This window comes from Vreelandella arctica (assembly GCF_037070215.1).
Classification (GTDB): domain Bacteria; phylum Pseudomonadota; class Gammaproteobacteria; order Pseudomonadales; family Halomonadaceae; genus Vreelandella; species Vreelandella arctica.
This window is the reverse complement of sequence record NZ_JBANSN010000007.1, coordinates 97,332-113,987: the sequence shown is the minus strand read 5'-3', so window position 1 is coordinate 113,987 and position 16,656 is coordinate 97,332. Positions and strand designations below refer to the sequence as shown.

At 51.9% G+C, this 16,656-nt stretch carries 12 protein-coding genes; 5 read left to right on the top strand and 7 right to left on the bottom strand.

Features of this window, described 5'->3' with window-relative positions; genetic code table 11:
* The first annotated feature begins 7 nt into the window (after positions 1-7).
* Genes V8L70_RS08595 through pepQ form a run of 4 tightly spaced genes read left to right on the top strand, consistent with a single transcriptional unit; the run spans position 8 to position 4,394 of the window.
* Positions 8-1,024 (top strand): ABC transporter ATP-binding protein, encoded by a 1,017-nt coding sequence (locus V8L70_RS08595; protein ID WP_035557195.1) that lies wholly within the window; start codon positions 8-10, stop codon positions 1,022-1,024.
* The gene (locus V8L70_RS08590; protein ID WP_035557192.1) at positions 1,021-2,094 is read left to right on the top strand and encodes an ABC transporter ATP-binding protein; all 1,074 of its coding nucleotides are present in this window, start codon (positions 1,021-1,023) and stop codon (positions 2,092-2,094) included. Before V8L70_RS08595 ends, V8L70_RS08590 begins: the two co-directional genes overlap by 4 nt.
* 49 nt (positions 2,095-2,143) lie before the next feature.
* On the top strand, positions 2,144-3,055 hold the full coding sequence (locus V8L70_RS08585; RefSeq protein ID WP_035557189.1) for a LysR family transcriptional regulator: 912 nt from the start codon (positions 2,144-2,146) through the stop codon (positions 3,053-3,055).
* Between the two features lie 43 nt (positions 3,056-3,098).
* A complete protein-coding gene (pepQ, locus tag V8L70_RS08580; RefSeq protein WP_101144953.1) occupies positions 3,099-4,394 on the top strand; it encodes a Xaa-Pro dipeptidase in 1,296 nt (431 codons plus the stop codon).
* A gap of 83 nt (positions 4,395-4,477) precedes the next feature.
* On the opposite strand, the gene V8L70_RS08575 is transcribed toward pepQ, so the two are convergent.
* The 5 genes from V8L70_RS08575 to V8L70_RS08555 form a co-directional block, all read right to left on the bottom strand.
* Complete coding sequence (locus V8L70_RS08575; RefSeq protein WP_198555964.1) at positions 4,478-5,074, bottom strand: OmpW/AlkL family protein; 597 nt, start codon at positions 5,072-5,074, stop codon at positions 4,478-4,480.
* 457 nt (positions 5,075-5,531) lie between these two features.
* Entirely contained in the window at positions 5,532-7,199 is a 1,668-nt protein-coding gene (locus V8L70_RS08570) for a GGDEF domain-containing response regulator (RefSeq protein ID WP_101144955.1), read from the bottom strand.
* Positions 7,186-7,578, bottom strand: a complete 393-nt coding sequence (locus tag V8L70_RS08565; RefSeq protein WP_101144956.1) for a response regulator — start codon at positions 7,576-7,578, stop codon at positions 7,186-7,188. Before V8L70_RS08565 ends, V8L70_RS08570 begins: the two co-directional genes overlap by 14 nt.
* Complete coding sequence (locus V8L70_RS08560) at positions 7,575-10,766, bottom strand: response regulator (RefSeq protein WP_101144957.1); 3,192 nt, start codon at positions 10,764-10,766, stop codon at positions 7,575-7,577. The genes V8L70_RS08565 and V8L70_RS08560 overlap by 4 nt, the downstream gene beginning before the upstream one ends.
* Complete coding sequence (locus tag V8L70_RS08555) at positions 10,753-12,516, bottom strand: GAF domain-containing sensor histidine kinase (RefSeq protein ID WP_198555965.1); 1,764 nt, start codon at positions 12,514-12,516, stop codon at positions 10,753-10,755. The genes V8L70_RS08560 and V8L70_RS08555 overlap by 14 nt, the downstream gene beginning before the upstream one ends.
* Before the next feature lie 149 nt (positions 12,517-12,665).
* Between V8L70_RS08555 and V8L70_RS08550 the strand changes: the two genes are divergently transcribed.
* Positions 12,666-13,430, top strand: coding sequence for an SDR family oxidoreductase (locus V8L70_RS08550; protein WP_101144958.1), 765 nt, complete (start codon positions 12,666-12,668; stop codon positions 13,428-13,430).
* Positions 13,431-13,492: 62 nt separating this feature from the next.
* Here V8L70_RS08550 and V8L70_RS08545 read toward each other — a convergent pair whose 3' ends face one another.
* Together V8L70_RS08545 and V8L70_RS08540 are read right to left on the bottom strand one after the other, a co-directional pair.
* Positions 13,493-14,557, bottom strand: a complete 1,065-nt coding sequence (locus V8L70_RS08545) for a 2,3-butanediol dehydrogenase (protein WP_269801086.1) — start codon at positions 14,555-14,557, stop codon at positions 13,493-13,495.
* A gap of 15 nt (positions 14,558-14,572) precedes the next feature.
* Positions 14,573-16,387, bottom strand: a complete 1,815-nt coding sequence (locus V8L70_RS08540) for an NAD(P)/FAD-dependent oxidoreductase (protein WP_101144959.1) — start codon at positions 16,385-16,387, stop codon at positions 14,573-14,575.
* Positions 16,388-16,656 lie beyond the last annotated feature (269 nt).

Genomic DNA, 16,656 nt, shown 5'->3' with positions numbered 1-16,656 from the left:
GGACACCATGGCACTACTTGAAGTCAATAATCTTGATGTCCGCTTTGCGCTGCGCCAGGGTGAAGTCCACGCCTTGCGGGACATTAGTTTCAGCCTTGAGCGCGGTGAGCGCTTGGGCATTGTCGGTGAATCTGGCGCAGGTAAATCTGTCGCGGCTTTTTCGCTGCTTAACTTAATTTCCAAGCCAGGCTTTATTGCCGGCGGCACCGTCAACTTTGACGGCCAAGTGCTCAACCATATGTCTGAGCGCGGCCTGCGCAAAGTGCGCGGCAATCGTGTTTCGATGATCTTCCAAGATCCGATGATGACGCTCAACCCGGTGCTCTCCATTGGCGAGCAAATGGTTGAGTGTTTGAAAGCGCATCGGCGTATTTCCTCCAAAGAAGCCCGCGCAATTGCCTTGGATAAGCTGCAACAGGTGCAAATTCCCTCACCGGAAACGCGTTTGGATCAGTACCCTCACGAGCTATCCGGCGGTATGCGCCAGCGGATTATTATCGCCATTGCGCTGCTGCTCGATCCTGACATCATTATCGCCGACGAGCCCACTACGGCGCTTGACGTGACCATTCAAGCCGAGATCATGGCGCTGCTGCTTGATCTCTGCGAGCAGCACAATGTGGGGCTTATTCTGATCACCCACGACCTGGGCGTGGTCAGCCAGGTCACCCAGCGCATGCTGGTCATGTACGCTGGACGCGTCATTGAGCAAGGGCCGACACGGGAAATCATTAATGACCCGCAACACCCCTATACCCAAGGGCTAATCAACGCCTTGCCACAGATGGCAACGCCGGGTGAAAAGCTCAACCAGATTCGTGGCAGTATGCCATCGCTTTCTAACCTGCCAAGCGGCTGCGCGTTTCACCCACGCTGCGATTTTATCAATCGCGTCGATGGTCAGCCCCGCCCCGCCTGCACCCAGCAAGTGCCCGAATTTGTCGAGTCCGGCAATTGCCGCGTGGCGTGCCATATGGTGGCTGAAATGCTTGAAGATCGCCGTTTGAAGGAGGAAACCTCATGAATGCGCACGCTGAGGCCATGACGGAAAACCCTATGCCCACTCCTCGTCAGAACGAAGAGAGTGCTGATTCGTTGCTGCAGATCCGCGATTTGAAAAAGCGCTTCTCCCTCTCGGGTGATTTCCTTGATCAACTGCGCTTCAAGGGCGGCAAGCTGGTACGGCATCAAGAGTATGTCCATGCTATTAACGGCGTGAATCTGGATATCAAACGCGGTGAAGCACTGTGTGTGGTGGGCGAATCCGGCTGCGGTAAGTCCACCGTGGCGCGTACGGTGATGGGGCTTTTGACACCCTCTGAAGGCGAGATTCGCTACGATGGCCAACGTATCGATAATTTAAGCTCGCGTCAGTTGCTGCCGTATCGCAAGCGTATGCAGATGATTTTCCAGAACCCTTATGCATCGCTTAACCCGCGCATGACTATTCAGCAAACCTTGGAAGAGCCGCTGCGCCTGCACCACCCTGACTGGAAGCGGCCAAAAATTCTCGAAAAAGTTGAAGAAGTGATGCACTCAGTGGGTATTGATCCCGACTGGGGCAAGCGTTTTGGCCACGAGTTCTCGGGTGGTCAACGTCAGCGTATCGCGATTGCCCGTGCCCTGGCCGTGGACCCTGAATTCATCGTCGCCGATGAGCCTATTTCTGCCCTCGACGTTTCGATTCAAGCCCAGGTGCTCAACCTGCTGATGGAAGCCCAGCAAGAGCGCAACCTGACCTATCTGTTCATCACTCACGATTTAGCCGTGGTCGAGCATTTTGGCACCCGTGTGGCGGTGATGTACTTGGGTACAGTGTGTGAAATTGCCACGACGGCCACGCTGTTTGAAAAGCCGCGCCACCCTTACACCCAGGCGCTGCTCTCGGCGATCCCGCGCTTAAAGGATGACCGCCCTCAGCATATTCGCTTATCCGGTGAAGTGCCGACCCCGGTTAATTTGCCCAGCGGCTGCGTGTTTCATGGTCGCTGCCCGCATGCAAATGCACGCTGTAAGCAAGAGATCCCCCTTTTGCAAACACAGGATGACGGAACCCGTGTCGCATGCCACGCTGTTGAAGAGGGGCGCCTATGAGTAGGCTCCCCGTTAATATACAGCGAGCCAAGGCGCTGAGAGGTAGAGCATGGAAATTCGCTGGCTAGAAGATTTTATTGCCCTGGCCAGAACGCGGCACTTCTCCCGCGCAGCAGATGATCAACACGTTACCCAGCCCACCTTCTCCCGGCGGATTAAGTTGCTTGAAGAGGAGATGGGCGTAACGCTGATTAATCGTCAAACGCTACCCCTCTCGCTCACGCCCGCTGGTGAGGAGTTTTTAACCCTGTGTGAACAGGTGACCGAACGAGTGCGGCTTACGCGAGACCGGGTGCGTGAAATCAATGCTGGCCAGCAGCGGCGTATTATGGTGGCGGCGCCGCAGAGCCTATTACCGCATTTTTTGCCTGAATGGCTTGCCTCTACAGGCTGGCAAGACCGCGTACAGCCCTATTTGCGGGCTACCGGCTGGGTAGCTAACGACTATTTTCAAGCGTTAGCGCGGGCCGAGTGCGACCTTGCCATCTGCTACTGGCCAATTGGGCGCTGCGATCTGGATATTGATACCAGTGCCTGCACCTACCGGGTAATCGGTCATGAAAGGCTGATTCCGGTGACTGGGTTAAATGCAGAGGGAGAGCCTTGTGCGTTGCTACCAGGGTCGCGCCATCAACCTGCACCTTGGCTTGCTTACCCAAAGCGCGGCTTGCTTGGCTCAGCGGTTAAAGCCCATTTGGCTAGGTTGCCACAGAGCACTTACTTAACGGCGCAGAGTGAAAATCTCTACGCGGCGGGCATTAAAGAGCTGGTGCTGCTTGGCTACGGCATGAGCTGGTTGCCTGAGCGCAACGTGGCCGCAGAGCTTGCTCAAGGTACGCTGGTAAGAGCAGGCGATAGCCGTTGGGATGTGCCGATGGAGCTACGGCTCTATCGCCATCAAAGCCACCACCACGCTGAACTCGACGGTTTCTGGAGTGAACTCGTCACTCCACGCACTTGAAGCCGTCTTTGAGAAAGCTTAATTGAGAAAGGACACGGTTTGCATGTCGAGCACTCTTTTTAACTTGCAACTCGATCACATAGCCCACCTTCAGCGCGCCTATGCGTCGATGTTGACCGAACATGGATTTGATAGCCTAGCGATTTACAGTGGTCATGCCAGCATGCATTTTGCTGATGATCATACGCCCCCCTTTCAGACTTACGGCCATTTCATGCACTGGGTGGGCTTAGCCGATGTACAGCATAGCTGGCTGATTATTCAGCCAGAAAAGCGCCCACAGCTATACTTGTATGCGCCCGCCGATTTTTGGCATTTACCCACTCATCTTCCCGAAGAACCTTGGGTGGCCGCCTTCGATGTTCACTTTTGCAACGACAAAATCACGCCACCCTTGATCGGTAATGCTGCCATTATCGGCGATACTGACCAACTCGAAGCCAGTCATCAGCAGACGATGCAAGCCGAACGTCAGCCTGAGCAGCTGGTGAATTCACTGGATGAATTACGGCTATTTAAAACGCCCTATGAGATCGCCTGTATCCGTGAAGCCAACCGCCTAGCGATAGCGGGCCATCAAGCAGCGCAAGCAGCGTTTATTGGCGCCTCCGGTGAATTGGATATTCAATTGGCTTACTTAGGTGCCAGTCGTCAGCGCGAATCGAACGTACCTTACCAAAATATCATCGGTTTGAATGAGCACGCGGGTGTATTGCACTACCAGCATTACGACCTGAACGCGCCTAAACGGCGTTACAGCCTGCTAGTAGATGCTGGTCGACGGTTTCGTGGTTACTGCGCTGATATTACTCGCGCCTACGCTGGCCCCGATGCCCCCGTTGCGTTTGGCGAACTGATCACAGCCATGCATGATTTAAAAGATGAGCTTGTGAAAGGCGTTGCACCAGGCGTTAGCTTTATTGCCCTACATGAGCAAATGCATCAACAGCTAGCTGAGATATTGGTGGCCCACGGTTTATTCAAAGGCACCGCAGAGCAAGCGGTTGCTGAAGGCGTAACACGAGCCTTCTGCCCTCATGGGTTAGGTCATTCGCTGGGGCTACAAGTACACGATGTAGCTGGATTGCGTCACCCAGACGGCACGCCAGCACCAGCCCCAGAAAAGCACCCAGCGCTGCGGCTAACGCGTACGCTGCGTCCAGGTATGGTCGTGACCATAGAGCCAGGTCTCTATTTTATCACTATGCTGCTTGCCCCTCTGCGTAGCACATCACTGCCCATCAACTGGCTACTAATTGATCAGCTCTCACCCTGTGGCGGCATCCGCATTGAAGATAACATCGCGGTCACAGAAAGCGGTTTTGATAATCTAACGTAATGCGTTATTTTTCCGCTCCCTAAACGAACAACACCCGGCACAAGGCCGGGCGTTGGATAACCACAAAATGTTTCAGCACTCGATTAGAAGCGGTAAGTAACACCGCCGCCAATGGTGACGGGTTCCATATCAACTTCACCACCGCCGCTAATATCAGCGCTCACGTCAGCGTAGCTTGCGTAACCATTGAGCATGACATTTTCAGTCACGGCCAGATCAACACCCACTTGACCAATTGCACCGTAGCTTTCATCAATGTCTAGGCCGCTCGGTTCACCGGAGAAACGCGTGTAGTTAAGACCAGCGCCGACATAAGGCTGTACGCGAGAGTCCAGTCCGCCCATCGGGTAATAGTTCACTAACAGATTAACCGGGAGACGGTCGACGCTGCCCACATCGCCTCTGCTAGCGGTGCTAATGCCGTGCTCAAACTTTTCTGAACTGTTGAGCTCAACACCAACCTTGTCGGTAAACAGGTAGCCAGCGCCAAAGGTGAATCCGCGCGCTTCATCAATACTTAATGAGTCACCGTCTACATTGCCGTTATCTGACCCTGTATCCGTCTGGGCAACGCCGCCACGGACAAATACATCGCCAGCGTTATAAGCGAGAGCCGCAGAGCTTGCCAGTGCGAAACCAGCAGTGATTACAGCGGCAGAAATCAGTTTCATATTACTCATCAGGGTCATCCTCTTTATGCAGCGCGCCGTTCCTTGCGCTTAGGGATTGCGATTCTTGCTATCCAACATCCTATACAGTATATAGTATAAAAACAGTGTTTCCAAACATCTTGTGAAATATTAATATAAGTAAATTAGTCCTGATGGTTTTTCAGGCATAAAAAAAGTCCCCCGAAGGGGACCCAGGTGGAGCACGCCAGCTCACTCGATGTATCGCGCGGCTAAACCGCAACGATGTAGCAAAGAAGGGAAAGCACCCGCGAAATCATTGGTCGCTCTATTCATTTGCTGCTTACTCTTTATATTGCGAACGGCGTGCCACTATATTTTTAAATTATAAAAAACAATAACTTATAAAACAAAAAGGCAATTTAATATCTAAATAGCACTTTCGCACACTGCAAAACGCACCAACAGTGCGCATTTTGCTGACTGATTGCTTCAAAACGAGTCAGGGTTACTGGCACACTTGGTTCCGACCACCACGTTTAGCGCGGTAAAGTGCTTCGTCTGCAATCACAAGCAGCCTCTCTCGCTCCTCTACTAGCACATCGACACTACATACCATCCCCGCTGAAAGCGTACAGGCAAACTCAATGTCGCCTTGTCTAAAGCGCAAACGTGAAAAATATTCCCGTATATTTTCCAGTTTTTTCCACCCATCCTCTGCTTCACAATATGGAAGAACGACCAAAAATTCCTCGCCCCCATAGCGACCTATGATGTCCGTTTGACGCAAACGCTGGCGCAGGAGTGTGGCAACAGAAGCAATTACGACATCGCCTACCGCATGACCGTACGTATCGTTAACTTTTTTGAAATGGTCAATATCTATCATCGCTACCACTACTGGGTACTGCTGCCGGTAGGCACGAGCAATTTCGTTGATGGTGGCGCTTTTAATACTGGCGTGCTTAAGCAATCCCGTCAGACTGTCCTTATTGAGTAACGCTGACAAGGTACGCGCCCGCGCTACGCGTGTACGCACAGAAGCGACTAACTGGGCGGCGAGAATAGGTTTAGTCAAAAAGTCGTCTGCACCATGACTAAGCGCATCAACCTGTTTGCTTAACTCTTTTTCGGCGGAAAGAAATACAATCGGCAGGCTGCTCCATTCATCATACTGCCTGACCACTGAGGCTAAATCTGGGCCGTCACATTCCGGCATGTGTACGTCCATCAGCAACAGTTCCGGCCTAAACGATCCTAATTGCTCAATGATATGTCGAGGAGTATCCAGTATACGTGCTTCCATGCCCGCCGCTTCCAGCACCAACTGGTAATACGCGGCGAGCTGATGATCGTCATCGACCACTAAAATTCGCGCAGGCTGCGCATGACGCTCCTGCAGTAATTGTTCAAGACGATTGATCAATTGAGGGATGTTGAGGGGCTTTAAAAAATAACTGTAAGCATTTAGCTGAGCCGCACGCAGTCGGTCATCAAAGGTATCGTAATCGCTGATAAACAACAGTGGGCAAGAAAGGGCCTGCAGTGGCGACTGGTGAGGAAAACCCGACATAGCATCGACAATCAAGACGTCCGGCGTTTCCATGCCGATTTCCTGACATGCTTCTGGCACTGAGGAGAATAGCCTAACGTCATAACTAAAATTCGTTAACTGCTCCAGAATACGCTTACCAAGTTCAGCATCCTCTTCAATAAGCCATACCCTGGCGGTAAAAACGCAGCCATCCGGTTTTGCTTCAGCCTTGCGCGCTTGTGGTTGCTGGCTAGGAAGCAGCTCCGCTTGCATAGCCTGAAGCTGGCTGTTGATCACGGCTATTAGTTGTAAATCTATGCCTCGATCGCTCTCTTCCAACCAACCCTTAAGGCTCGCTTCCAACGAGTGTGCCTGGTTGCCAATGGCGTCAAATCCAAAGGTACCTGCCGAGCCTGCCAATTTGTGAAGGCGCCTGTAAACATCCTCCAATACGTCCACCGGAGAAGACCCTAGCAACCCGTGATCGCTATCAGCCGGTGTTGTTAATAGATCACTAACATGCTGTTGCAAGGTGGCTAATACGTGGCATAAAGACGTCAGCTCCACCTGTAAATTCTGCTGATAGTTCTGCTTTAATAGCGCCAGCTTATGCTCAAGCGACGACTGTTCACTGTTTACCACACGCTTGCTCCCAAATACGGCGGACTTGATTTGCCAACGTCATCGGGTCAAACGGCTTGGCAATTACGCTTTCGGCACCTAGTGCAATTAATTGATCAACCTCGTGCGGCTGGACTTTAGCGGTCATAAACACTGCTGGTACCGTCTTAAGGCTTGGTAGATTACGCAATGCTGCTAATGTTGTTGGCCCATCCATACTAGGCATCATGACATCAAGCAGTAGTATATCGGGGGAAAATGCCTCTGCCTCTTTTAGCGCCTGCTCTCCAGAAGAGCACACCTTTACTTTGAGCCCGCCCACCACCTCAAGTGCAAGTGTTGCCACCGTTTGAATATCAGGATCGTCTTCGACATACAAAATGCGTTCTAAACTACTCATTCGTTATCCACCATCTGTACGCGTTCAGTTCGTTGTTGAATAGCCGTTAATAGTTGCGCCGGGCTAATACGTGACTTAAGGAACACCGCTTCAACGCGATGTTGATCGGTTTGGCTAACTGACTGTTCAGAAAGAATAATAAGGCGAGCGTTAGGCTGACTGCTTCGAATTTGCGCTAACAACTCCCAGCCTTCTCCATCCGGTAACCCTATATCTAAAATAATAGCATCGTACTGCTGCTGTGATAGCAAACGACGCGCCATGGCCACGCTTAGAGCCTGCTCGCAGTTAGCTTGCTCGCTTAACATCATGCGAATGACCGCATGCAAATCTTGGTCATCTTCAATGTGTAATAGCGTCAAGCGGTCTTGATTCGCTTTCATTTGCTGACTTAACAGCGCAAGCAATTGCTGGGTTTGAATCGGCTTAGCTAGCCAAGGGACATCTTCTAAATATCCTTCTAATGCTACTTGGGCGCCATCAACATTGCCGCTAACCACCAGCACTGGAGTATGTTTAATAGCTGGCTGTTCGCGAAACGAATGAATAACATCAAAACCACTCATATCGGGCAAGCCAATATCTACCGTAATGGCATCGTAATGGTGGCGGGCTAGCTTCTCTAGCGCCATCGCGCCATTGACAGCCGTGTCTACTCGGTAACCTGCCTGAATAAGCGTTTCCTGCAAAACACGTACAACCCCAGGGTCGTCTTCTATGATGAGCACATGGCCTTTACTCCATTGATGATCAACAAGTGCGTTAACCACTTCTGAAGGATGGACAGGCAATGCAAACCAGAAACAGCTTCCCAGCCCCTCTTCGGAGATGAACCCCATCTCGCCGCCCATATGCTCCACCAGCTCTTTGGTAATCGCCAACCCTAGGCCTGTCCCTCCCCTAGCACGGGAGTCAGAGGCGTCTACCTGCGCAAACTTGTTGAAAATATGAGATTTAAACGTATCAGGAATGCCTGGCCCATCGTCTTTTATATTAACGATAATTTTGTGCGCCTGCTTTTCGACTACGATATCAACATTGCCGCCTTCAGGCGAAAACTTCACTGCGTTGGATAATAAATTGGCCATTACCTGCTGAAGGCGTTGACCATCGATCCTGACTTGGCTTTCTGGAAAAGGGTTATGAAGCTTAAGACTGACACGACGCTCATGCTGGTAGTGACGATTTTCTTCAATTGAGCTTTCAAGCAAGCGCTGCAATGGCTGCCACTGCATATCAAAAGCTAATTTCCCTGCAGCTATTTTCTCAATATCCAGTAGGTCATTGATCAAATGCGTTAAGCGCTGACTATTTTTATGGGCGATGCTTACCATCTGCATAACTTTATCAGGCACGCTGCCCAGCGCTCCCGCAGACACCATTCCCAATGCTCCTGAAATGGAGGTTAAGGGCGTACGTAACTCATGACTTACCGTGGCGATAAATTCATTCTTCATCTGCTCGATGCGCTTGGATTCTGAAATATCTTCAGCAACGCCCAGGTAACCGGTGATGTTTCCTTGCTGATCCTGGATCGTAGTGATAACAAGCTTTATGGGTAGACGTTTTCCTGAACGTGTGACATATACCCACTCCTTTGCTTCGCGCTTATCCATCAAAGCTAAATGCTTGAAGAGCTCAAACGGTGAGGATGAGCGACCTGCGCCAAGGTTTAATTCATTCAGACGCTGCTCAATTTCATCTGCATCGTGAAAGAGCATCGGTGTATGTTGGCCAACCACATCCTTCGCCGCGAAACCCAGCATATTCTCAGCGCCTTTATTGAACAGCATCACTGTTCCCTGGGTATCGGTCGCAATAATGGCAAAATCTTCTGCGGCATTGAGTACTGAGCTAAGCAAATCGTTGCTACTGGCAAGCGCTCTCGTGCGCTGTTCCACTTCTTGTTCTAGGTTGCTTTGGGTATGGCGCAGGCGCTTAAACGCCCCAGCCAACTCAACGGACATATCCCCAAGTAAATCAGAAAGCTGCTGAAACTCAACGATACGACTACGGGGTAACTGGGGCGTTTCGCCGTTTCCAATCGTATGGCTTAAGGTTTGACCGCTTTTGCCAAGGCGTGTCAGGGGCTTGGTAATCATACGGCTTAACAGCTCCGCCACTAAAATCCCCAAGCCTATAACCCCAGATAACATCAAGAACAGTACCGTGCGGTACGCCTCCATCGCTCGTACGGTCGGCAATGCAGAGGTTTCCAATATAATTTGGTCGACACCGTCAACCCCTTGTGCGGGCATGCGCAAAGTGTACTGGCCTTGCGCAAAACGAACCGCCGGGTTTTCCAAGCCGCCGGGTAGCCACATCATGATTCGCTGGTTAACCGGCAGTAACTCATCGCCAGGCTCAAGTGTTAAAGAGTTAAGGTTACCTACTTGGCTAATTAGCTCATCACTCGCACTTAATAAGCCAATACTGACGTCACTCCCACCTCGAACCCGGCCAATGTGATACATATAGCGTTGTTCGGCACCTGGTTCAGTTAAGCGCTCAATCAGCTCATTACCAAGTGCAACCATGGTTTGATCGACAAAACTCTCCTGGCCCTGCCGCATAGAATGGCCTTCGTAGAGAATCAGCGGAGTGCCTGTCATTAGCGTGACGGAAAGCAGTGCACAGAAGAGTAGATGACGTAGCTTCACCAATGCACCGGCAGTAGGCAGCCAAGTCCACTTTGATAAACCACAGGCAATAATAATCGCACTGGCGATTACGGCATTTAGCACGCCATTCACCGCCTGCTTTAAAAACACCAGTAGCGTTAGTTCTTGACTCCACCCCAGCAAGTACGGAAAAAAAATAAAATCGATTGGCGCCGCAATTGCTATCCAAAAAATAAGGCTAGCGATAATAAGGTTTTTAATTTTGTAGTGATAAAGCCAAGAGACGACGACGGCCTCAAGCACGAACACCGCCACAGTGACTGGGTTTTCCCAAAAAACATAAGTGTAAACCCCAGATACCAACGCTACTAAAATCGCGGGGCCGGAGCCTAACCAAGCTATAGCCAGCATCACCGCCACTGACCCAAACAAGAAATAAACATTAAACAAAACGGACAGTTGCAGCATATTACCAACCACGCCCAGTACTAAAAGCGCTGCTAGCAACCACATACCCGCAGAAAAACTAGAACCACCAGGCCAGACTAGCGAGTTAAAATATTTCACGATTTTCTTCCTTCACCCAAGGAAACGTGACATGAAATGTACTGCCTTCACCTTCACGAGAAGTAAAACCAATGTCACCGCCCATTTTTTCAGTTAATGCTTTACTGATCGAAAGACCCAAACCTGTTCCCCCTTTAACTCGGCAATCACTAGCATCTGCTTGAGAGAATTTTTGAAATATGCGGCTTCTAAACTCATTGGGAACACCACAGCCAACGTCTTTCACATTAATGCGGGTACTTTCATCACACACATCACAGTAAATAACGATCTCGTCTCCCGGCATGGAAAATTTTGCTGCATTTGAAAGTAAGTTAGTCATGATTTGCTGAAAACGTAGCGCATCAATCTTGATTAACCGATCCGCCGGTAGTGGTAGCAATTTGAGGGAGACCCCGTACTGAATCGCGTAAGGCTGATTCTCCTGAAGTGAGGTAGTTAATAACGCACTCAATAAATGCGGTTGAAAAACAAACGAAAACTGGCCAGCAAGCAGCTTTTCCATATCAAGCAGATCATTAATGAGCATACCCAGCCGCTCACTACTCTTGAGTGCCATAGCAAGCATCTGTTGGGTTTTATCTGTTAACTCACCAGTCGCACCGCCGAGCACTAGCTTAATCCCACCGGAAACGGCAGTGAGTGGCGTACGCAGCTCATGGCTGATGGTAGATACAAACTCATTTTTTAACGTATCAACGCGCTGACGCTCTAATGAGGCACCTATCCACCGACTAAGCAGTTTTAAAAATAGCTTGTCGGTTTCTGCAAAAGCAGCCCCACGCGGGATTAATGAAGAGAAACTAACGGTACCGAACAGCTGTTGATCCACATAAACAACATTACCGATATAGGCTTCTAATCCAAACGTGGTATAGCAAGGATGATGTTGTGCAGGCTCTTGGCCTGCATTGTGTATGGCCAAAAAGCCGCCAGCGGTTAGCGCCATATCACAATAGGTATTGGCCAAAGGTAAACACTGGCCAGCATTTAGCGTTACATCCTGTGGCGCCAGGATTGAAACAACCTTAAACAGGTCATTCTCGATACGGCTGACAATACCGATTTGCATTTGTAAATATCGACACCCTAGGGCCAACAATGCTTGTAGCTGCTCGGCAAAGCTTAAATCACTTGAGGTACTAATCTCGTTCAGCGAAGAGAGTGCAGCCACCAATAAGCGCTGGTGTTTTTCATCCTCCGCTAAGCGACTGCGTGTTTCACGCATTCTCGAAAGCTCACTTTCGAGCCCGCTTCGATTCATCTCTTCTTCGGCACAAGCAGCAAGATCGATCAGCGCTTGGCGCTGTGCGTCATCCAGCCGTCGGGGGCTGGTATCAATAATACACAGTGTCCCCACCCTAAAACCTGATGAAGTGTTCAAGGGTACACCGGCGTAAAACCGGATGCCTCGGCTGACCGTCACAAGCGGGTTGTCGGTGAAACGAGAGTCTTTGCTGGCATCCTCTATTTCAAAAATACCTTCCCCTTGAATAGCATGGGCACAAAATGACTCCTGACGGCAGGTCTGGGTTAACGCAAGGCCTTGGCGAGATTTGAACCACTGGCGCTGTTCGTCCACCAACGAGACCAGTGCGATATCAACCCCAAACAGGTACGTTGCGAGCCGGGTAATCCGATCAAAACGCTCTTCTGGCGGGGTGTCCAAAATGGCTAGGCTGTGCAGCGCCTCTAGCCGAGCCTGTTCACTTTCCACTATTTTCAAACCTCGCGGGTTAGATAACAGCATATCTAATAATCCATCGGGAATTGTGCAGCTAAGCTGATTTAATTAGTCTAAATGTATGCATTAATTCATCGGCTGTCGCTAGTTGTATCAATATTTCACATTCATACGGCTGCCACTTGTAGCCGCTCCCCCCACTATGGAAAACAGTGATGACCACACCTCAAACCATCTATATCACTGGCGGTGCCCAGGGAATTGGCCTCGGTATCGCCCACACGCTGCTCACCGGCGGCTACCGCGTTGCCATTACCGATATTGATGAAGAAGCCCTAAGTGCGGCCGCTGAGCGGCTGCCCCGCCGTGAGAACCTGCTAACACTTATGGCGGATGCCAGCAATGAGGCGCAGGTAGCTAGCAGCCTCGAAAAAGCCACCAGCCATTTTGGCCAGTTAAACGGCATCGTGCATAACGCAGGCATCGCAGACCCCTTCCATGGCCCGGTAGAGCAGCTTTCACTGAATACGTGGCAAGCCTACTTAAACACCAACCTCACCGGCGCCTTTTTGTGTGCAAAACATGGGGCGCAGTATTTACGCCCTCACGGCGGCAGCATCGTGCTGATGGCTTCTTCACGAGCGATTCAATCCGAGCCGGATACCGAAGCCTACGCCGCCAGCAAAGGCGGTATCGTCGCCCTTACTCACGCCTTGGCAGTCAGCCTCGGCCCTGATATTCGCGTCAACGCCATCAGCCCAGGCTGGATTGAAGTTGGCGACTGGCAAAAGCCCAGCCACCAGCAACCGGTGGAGCACCGTGCCGTTGACCACGAGCAGCACCCGGTGGGGCGCGTTGGCACCCCCAAGGATATTGCCGCACTTACCCGTTTTCTGCTCGCCAAAGAGGCAGGCTTTATCACCGGCCAAAATTTTGTGGCCGATGGCGGTATGACGCGCAAAATGATCTATGCCGAGTAGCGACAAAGCCGCATCAAAAAAGGCCATCCGAAGATGGCCTTACGCTATGCCGGAAGGTAACCCTAGGGAGTGACGATAATTTTCACCTGGGCCTTATCGTTTAGCAGCGCCTCGAAGCCCTCCTCCACAATGTCTGCCAATGGAATACGTTGGGTAACCATATCCTCAGCGCGAAAGTAGCCCCGCTGCATCAGTGCCATCACCGCCGGATACACATGGCGATAGGCAATAATGCCCTTCATGGTGCGCTCCTTAATCACCAAGTCGTTGGGGTGAAAGCTGGCCTCGCCTTCCCAAATACTCACTACCACTACTTCGCCACCTTCGTGGGTGCTGTGCAGCGCTTGGTTGAGCACGGCAGGAATGCCGGTGACTTCAAACGCCACGTCCACCCCGCCACCGCTCAAAGCTTGCAGTTTCTCCACCACATCGTCCTGCTGCGGGTCAACCACAATGGCCCCTAACGCTTCGGCTTTGGCTTTCCGTGAAGGCGCCACTTCTACCGCATAAATCTGCGCAGCCCCTGCTGCTTTTAGCGCTTCGATGGTCATCAAGCCAATCGGCCCGGCACCAAACACCGCCGCACTATCACCAGCTTTCAGGCAGCTTTGGCGCACCGCATGCAGCGCCACAGCAGCTGGCTCTACCAGCGCACCCTGCTCGAAGCTGAGATCATCCGGCAGCTTGTGCACCATATGCTCGCCCATCACGGTGAGCTCGGAAAAGCCGCCGCCACCGCCCGAGAGGCCGTGAAAGCCCAGCAAGGGCGTGAGGTTGTAGCGCTCCATCTGGTAAGCGCCATCCTTATTGGGGGAGAGAATCGGCTCAATCGCCACGCGGTCGCCTACCTTCACCCGCGTTACTTTCTCGCCAATTTCTACCACTTCCCCAGCGAACTCATGGCCCATGATGATCGGCGCCTGTTCGCCGCTAATAGGGTGCGGCTTGCCCACCGGGATAAAAATCGGCCCGGCGGCATACTCATGCAAGTCGCTGCCACAAATACCACAAGCAGCCACTTTCACCTTCACTTCATGGGGGTCGCTGATAGTGGGAACCGAGACTTGCTCAACGCGTAAATCTTTGGCGGCATACCAAACCGCTGCCTGCATGCTTGTCTGACTCATGGCTTACGCTTCCTGTTACGACGTATGGTGAACTGGCTGCAGTCCATAGACGGGCGTTTCCAGCCCCTCCATACGAGCCTTTAACTGCAGTGCCAAATAGTGCGAGTAATGCCGGGACTGGTGCAGATTGCCGCCATGAAACCAAAGCGCTTCCTGCTGGGTGGGCTTCCACATATTGCGTAGCTCGCCTTCCCAGGGGCCGGGGTCTTTGGTGGTGTCGGAGCCCAGGCCCCAGCACTTGCCCACTTTATCCGCCACTTCCTGAGAGATAAGCCGCGCCGCCCAGCCATTCATGGAACCGTAGCCGGTGGCATAAACGATTAAATCTGCCTCTAACTCACTGCCATCGGTCAGCGTGATGGAGTGTGGGTTGATTCGTTCGATCCCTACGCCGCTGCGCAGCTTGATATCTCCATTAGCCACCAAGTCACAGGCGCCGACATCGATGTAGTAACCCGAACCACGGCGCAGGTACTTCAAAAACAGGCCGGATTCATCGTCGCCAAAATCGAGCATAAAGCCCGCGTCTTCCAGCTTTTGATAGAACTCAGCGTCGCGCTGTTTAATGGCATCAAACGCTGGGCGCTGGAAGTCCGGTAGTACTTTGTAAGGAATCGAGGCAAAAATCAGATCGGCTTTGTCATGGGTCAGTCCACTGGCCACCGCCTCCTCCGAGTAGAGTGGCCCCAGCACTTCTTCCATCAATGAATCCGACTTGACGATATGGGTCGAGGAACGCTGCAGCATGGTCACATCGGCATCGTGCTCCCATAGTGCCGCGGCAATATCGTGGGCAGAATTATTCGAGCCTACGATCACGCACTTTTTACCCGCGTAAGCATCCGGCCCTGGGTGCTGACTGGAGTGCTGCTGCTCGCCTTTAAAGCTTTCGGCTCCTGGAAATTTGGGCAAGTTAGGCACCCCGGACATACCGGTGGCCATCACCAGCTGTTTCGGGCGTAGCGTGATCTCCTCGCCGTTACGCTTCACGTTCACGATCCACTCGCCTGCGGCTTCATCGAAGCGTGCATTCTGACACTCGGTGGCACCCCAATAATTGAGTTCCATCACGTTTGTGTACATTTCCAGCCAATCGCCCACCTTGTCTTTCGGGGCAAACACCGGCCAGTTCTCGGGGAAGGGGATATAGGGCAGGTGGTCGTACCACACTGGATCGTGCAGGCAGAGCGATTTATAGCGGTTGCGCCAGGAGTCCCCCGCGCGCTCGTTGCGCTCGATGATAATGGTCGGCACGCCCATCTGTTTCAGCCGCGCCCCAAGGCCAATCCCGCCCTGGCCACCGCCGATAATTACGCAGTAGGGTTGCTGTGTGTAGCCCAGTTCGGCTTCCTCGCGCTTCCGCGCCTCCAGCCAGGTTTCCCGCTGTTTGTTGGCACCGTGCTCTGCCCCTTTGGGGCGGTGATGATTGCGCGGCTCTGGAAAATCATCCAGCGCCTGCATGGTGGTGAGCAGTGTCCAGCACTTGCCGTTCTTCAGGCGCAAGTAACCCTTGCCGCTAGCCACGGCTGTTTTAAAGGTGAACCACGCCTCAACGATATCGCCGTTTTCGCTGGCCTCGCCCTCAATCTGCCACTGCGTGGGTAGGGTATTGGCTAGCGTGGCGTTCAGCATCGCCTGGATATCATCTTTGCTTTCGCAGGTTTTTAAATTCCAGGTAAAGGTAAGAAAGTCGCGCCAATAGCACTCGTCGTTAAATAGCGATAGCACACGCTGAATATCCTGCGCTTGCAGCGCCTCATCAAAGTCATGCAGCCATGCGTTGACGGTGCTGGTAGCGTTTTGCGGTGTGCGTACTTGTGTGTCAGTCATCGCGGGTACTCCAGGGTCGTTGTTATTGTTGAACTGTCGATAAGACACCCAACCCCAAGCACCCGCCGTGCCAAATACACCAAACCATCAATAAGCGATTGAAAAATAAATACAATGTAATTTAATCTGCTTTCGCTAAGGCGTTGCAAAACACGTACACCTGTCACGCCGTTTACAGTCAAACGTTACAGGTGTAACGCACGACTAACGACGTAATACACTCACGTTGACACCGCCCCCAGAGCGCATAGGCTTGAAGAACAACAACA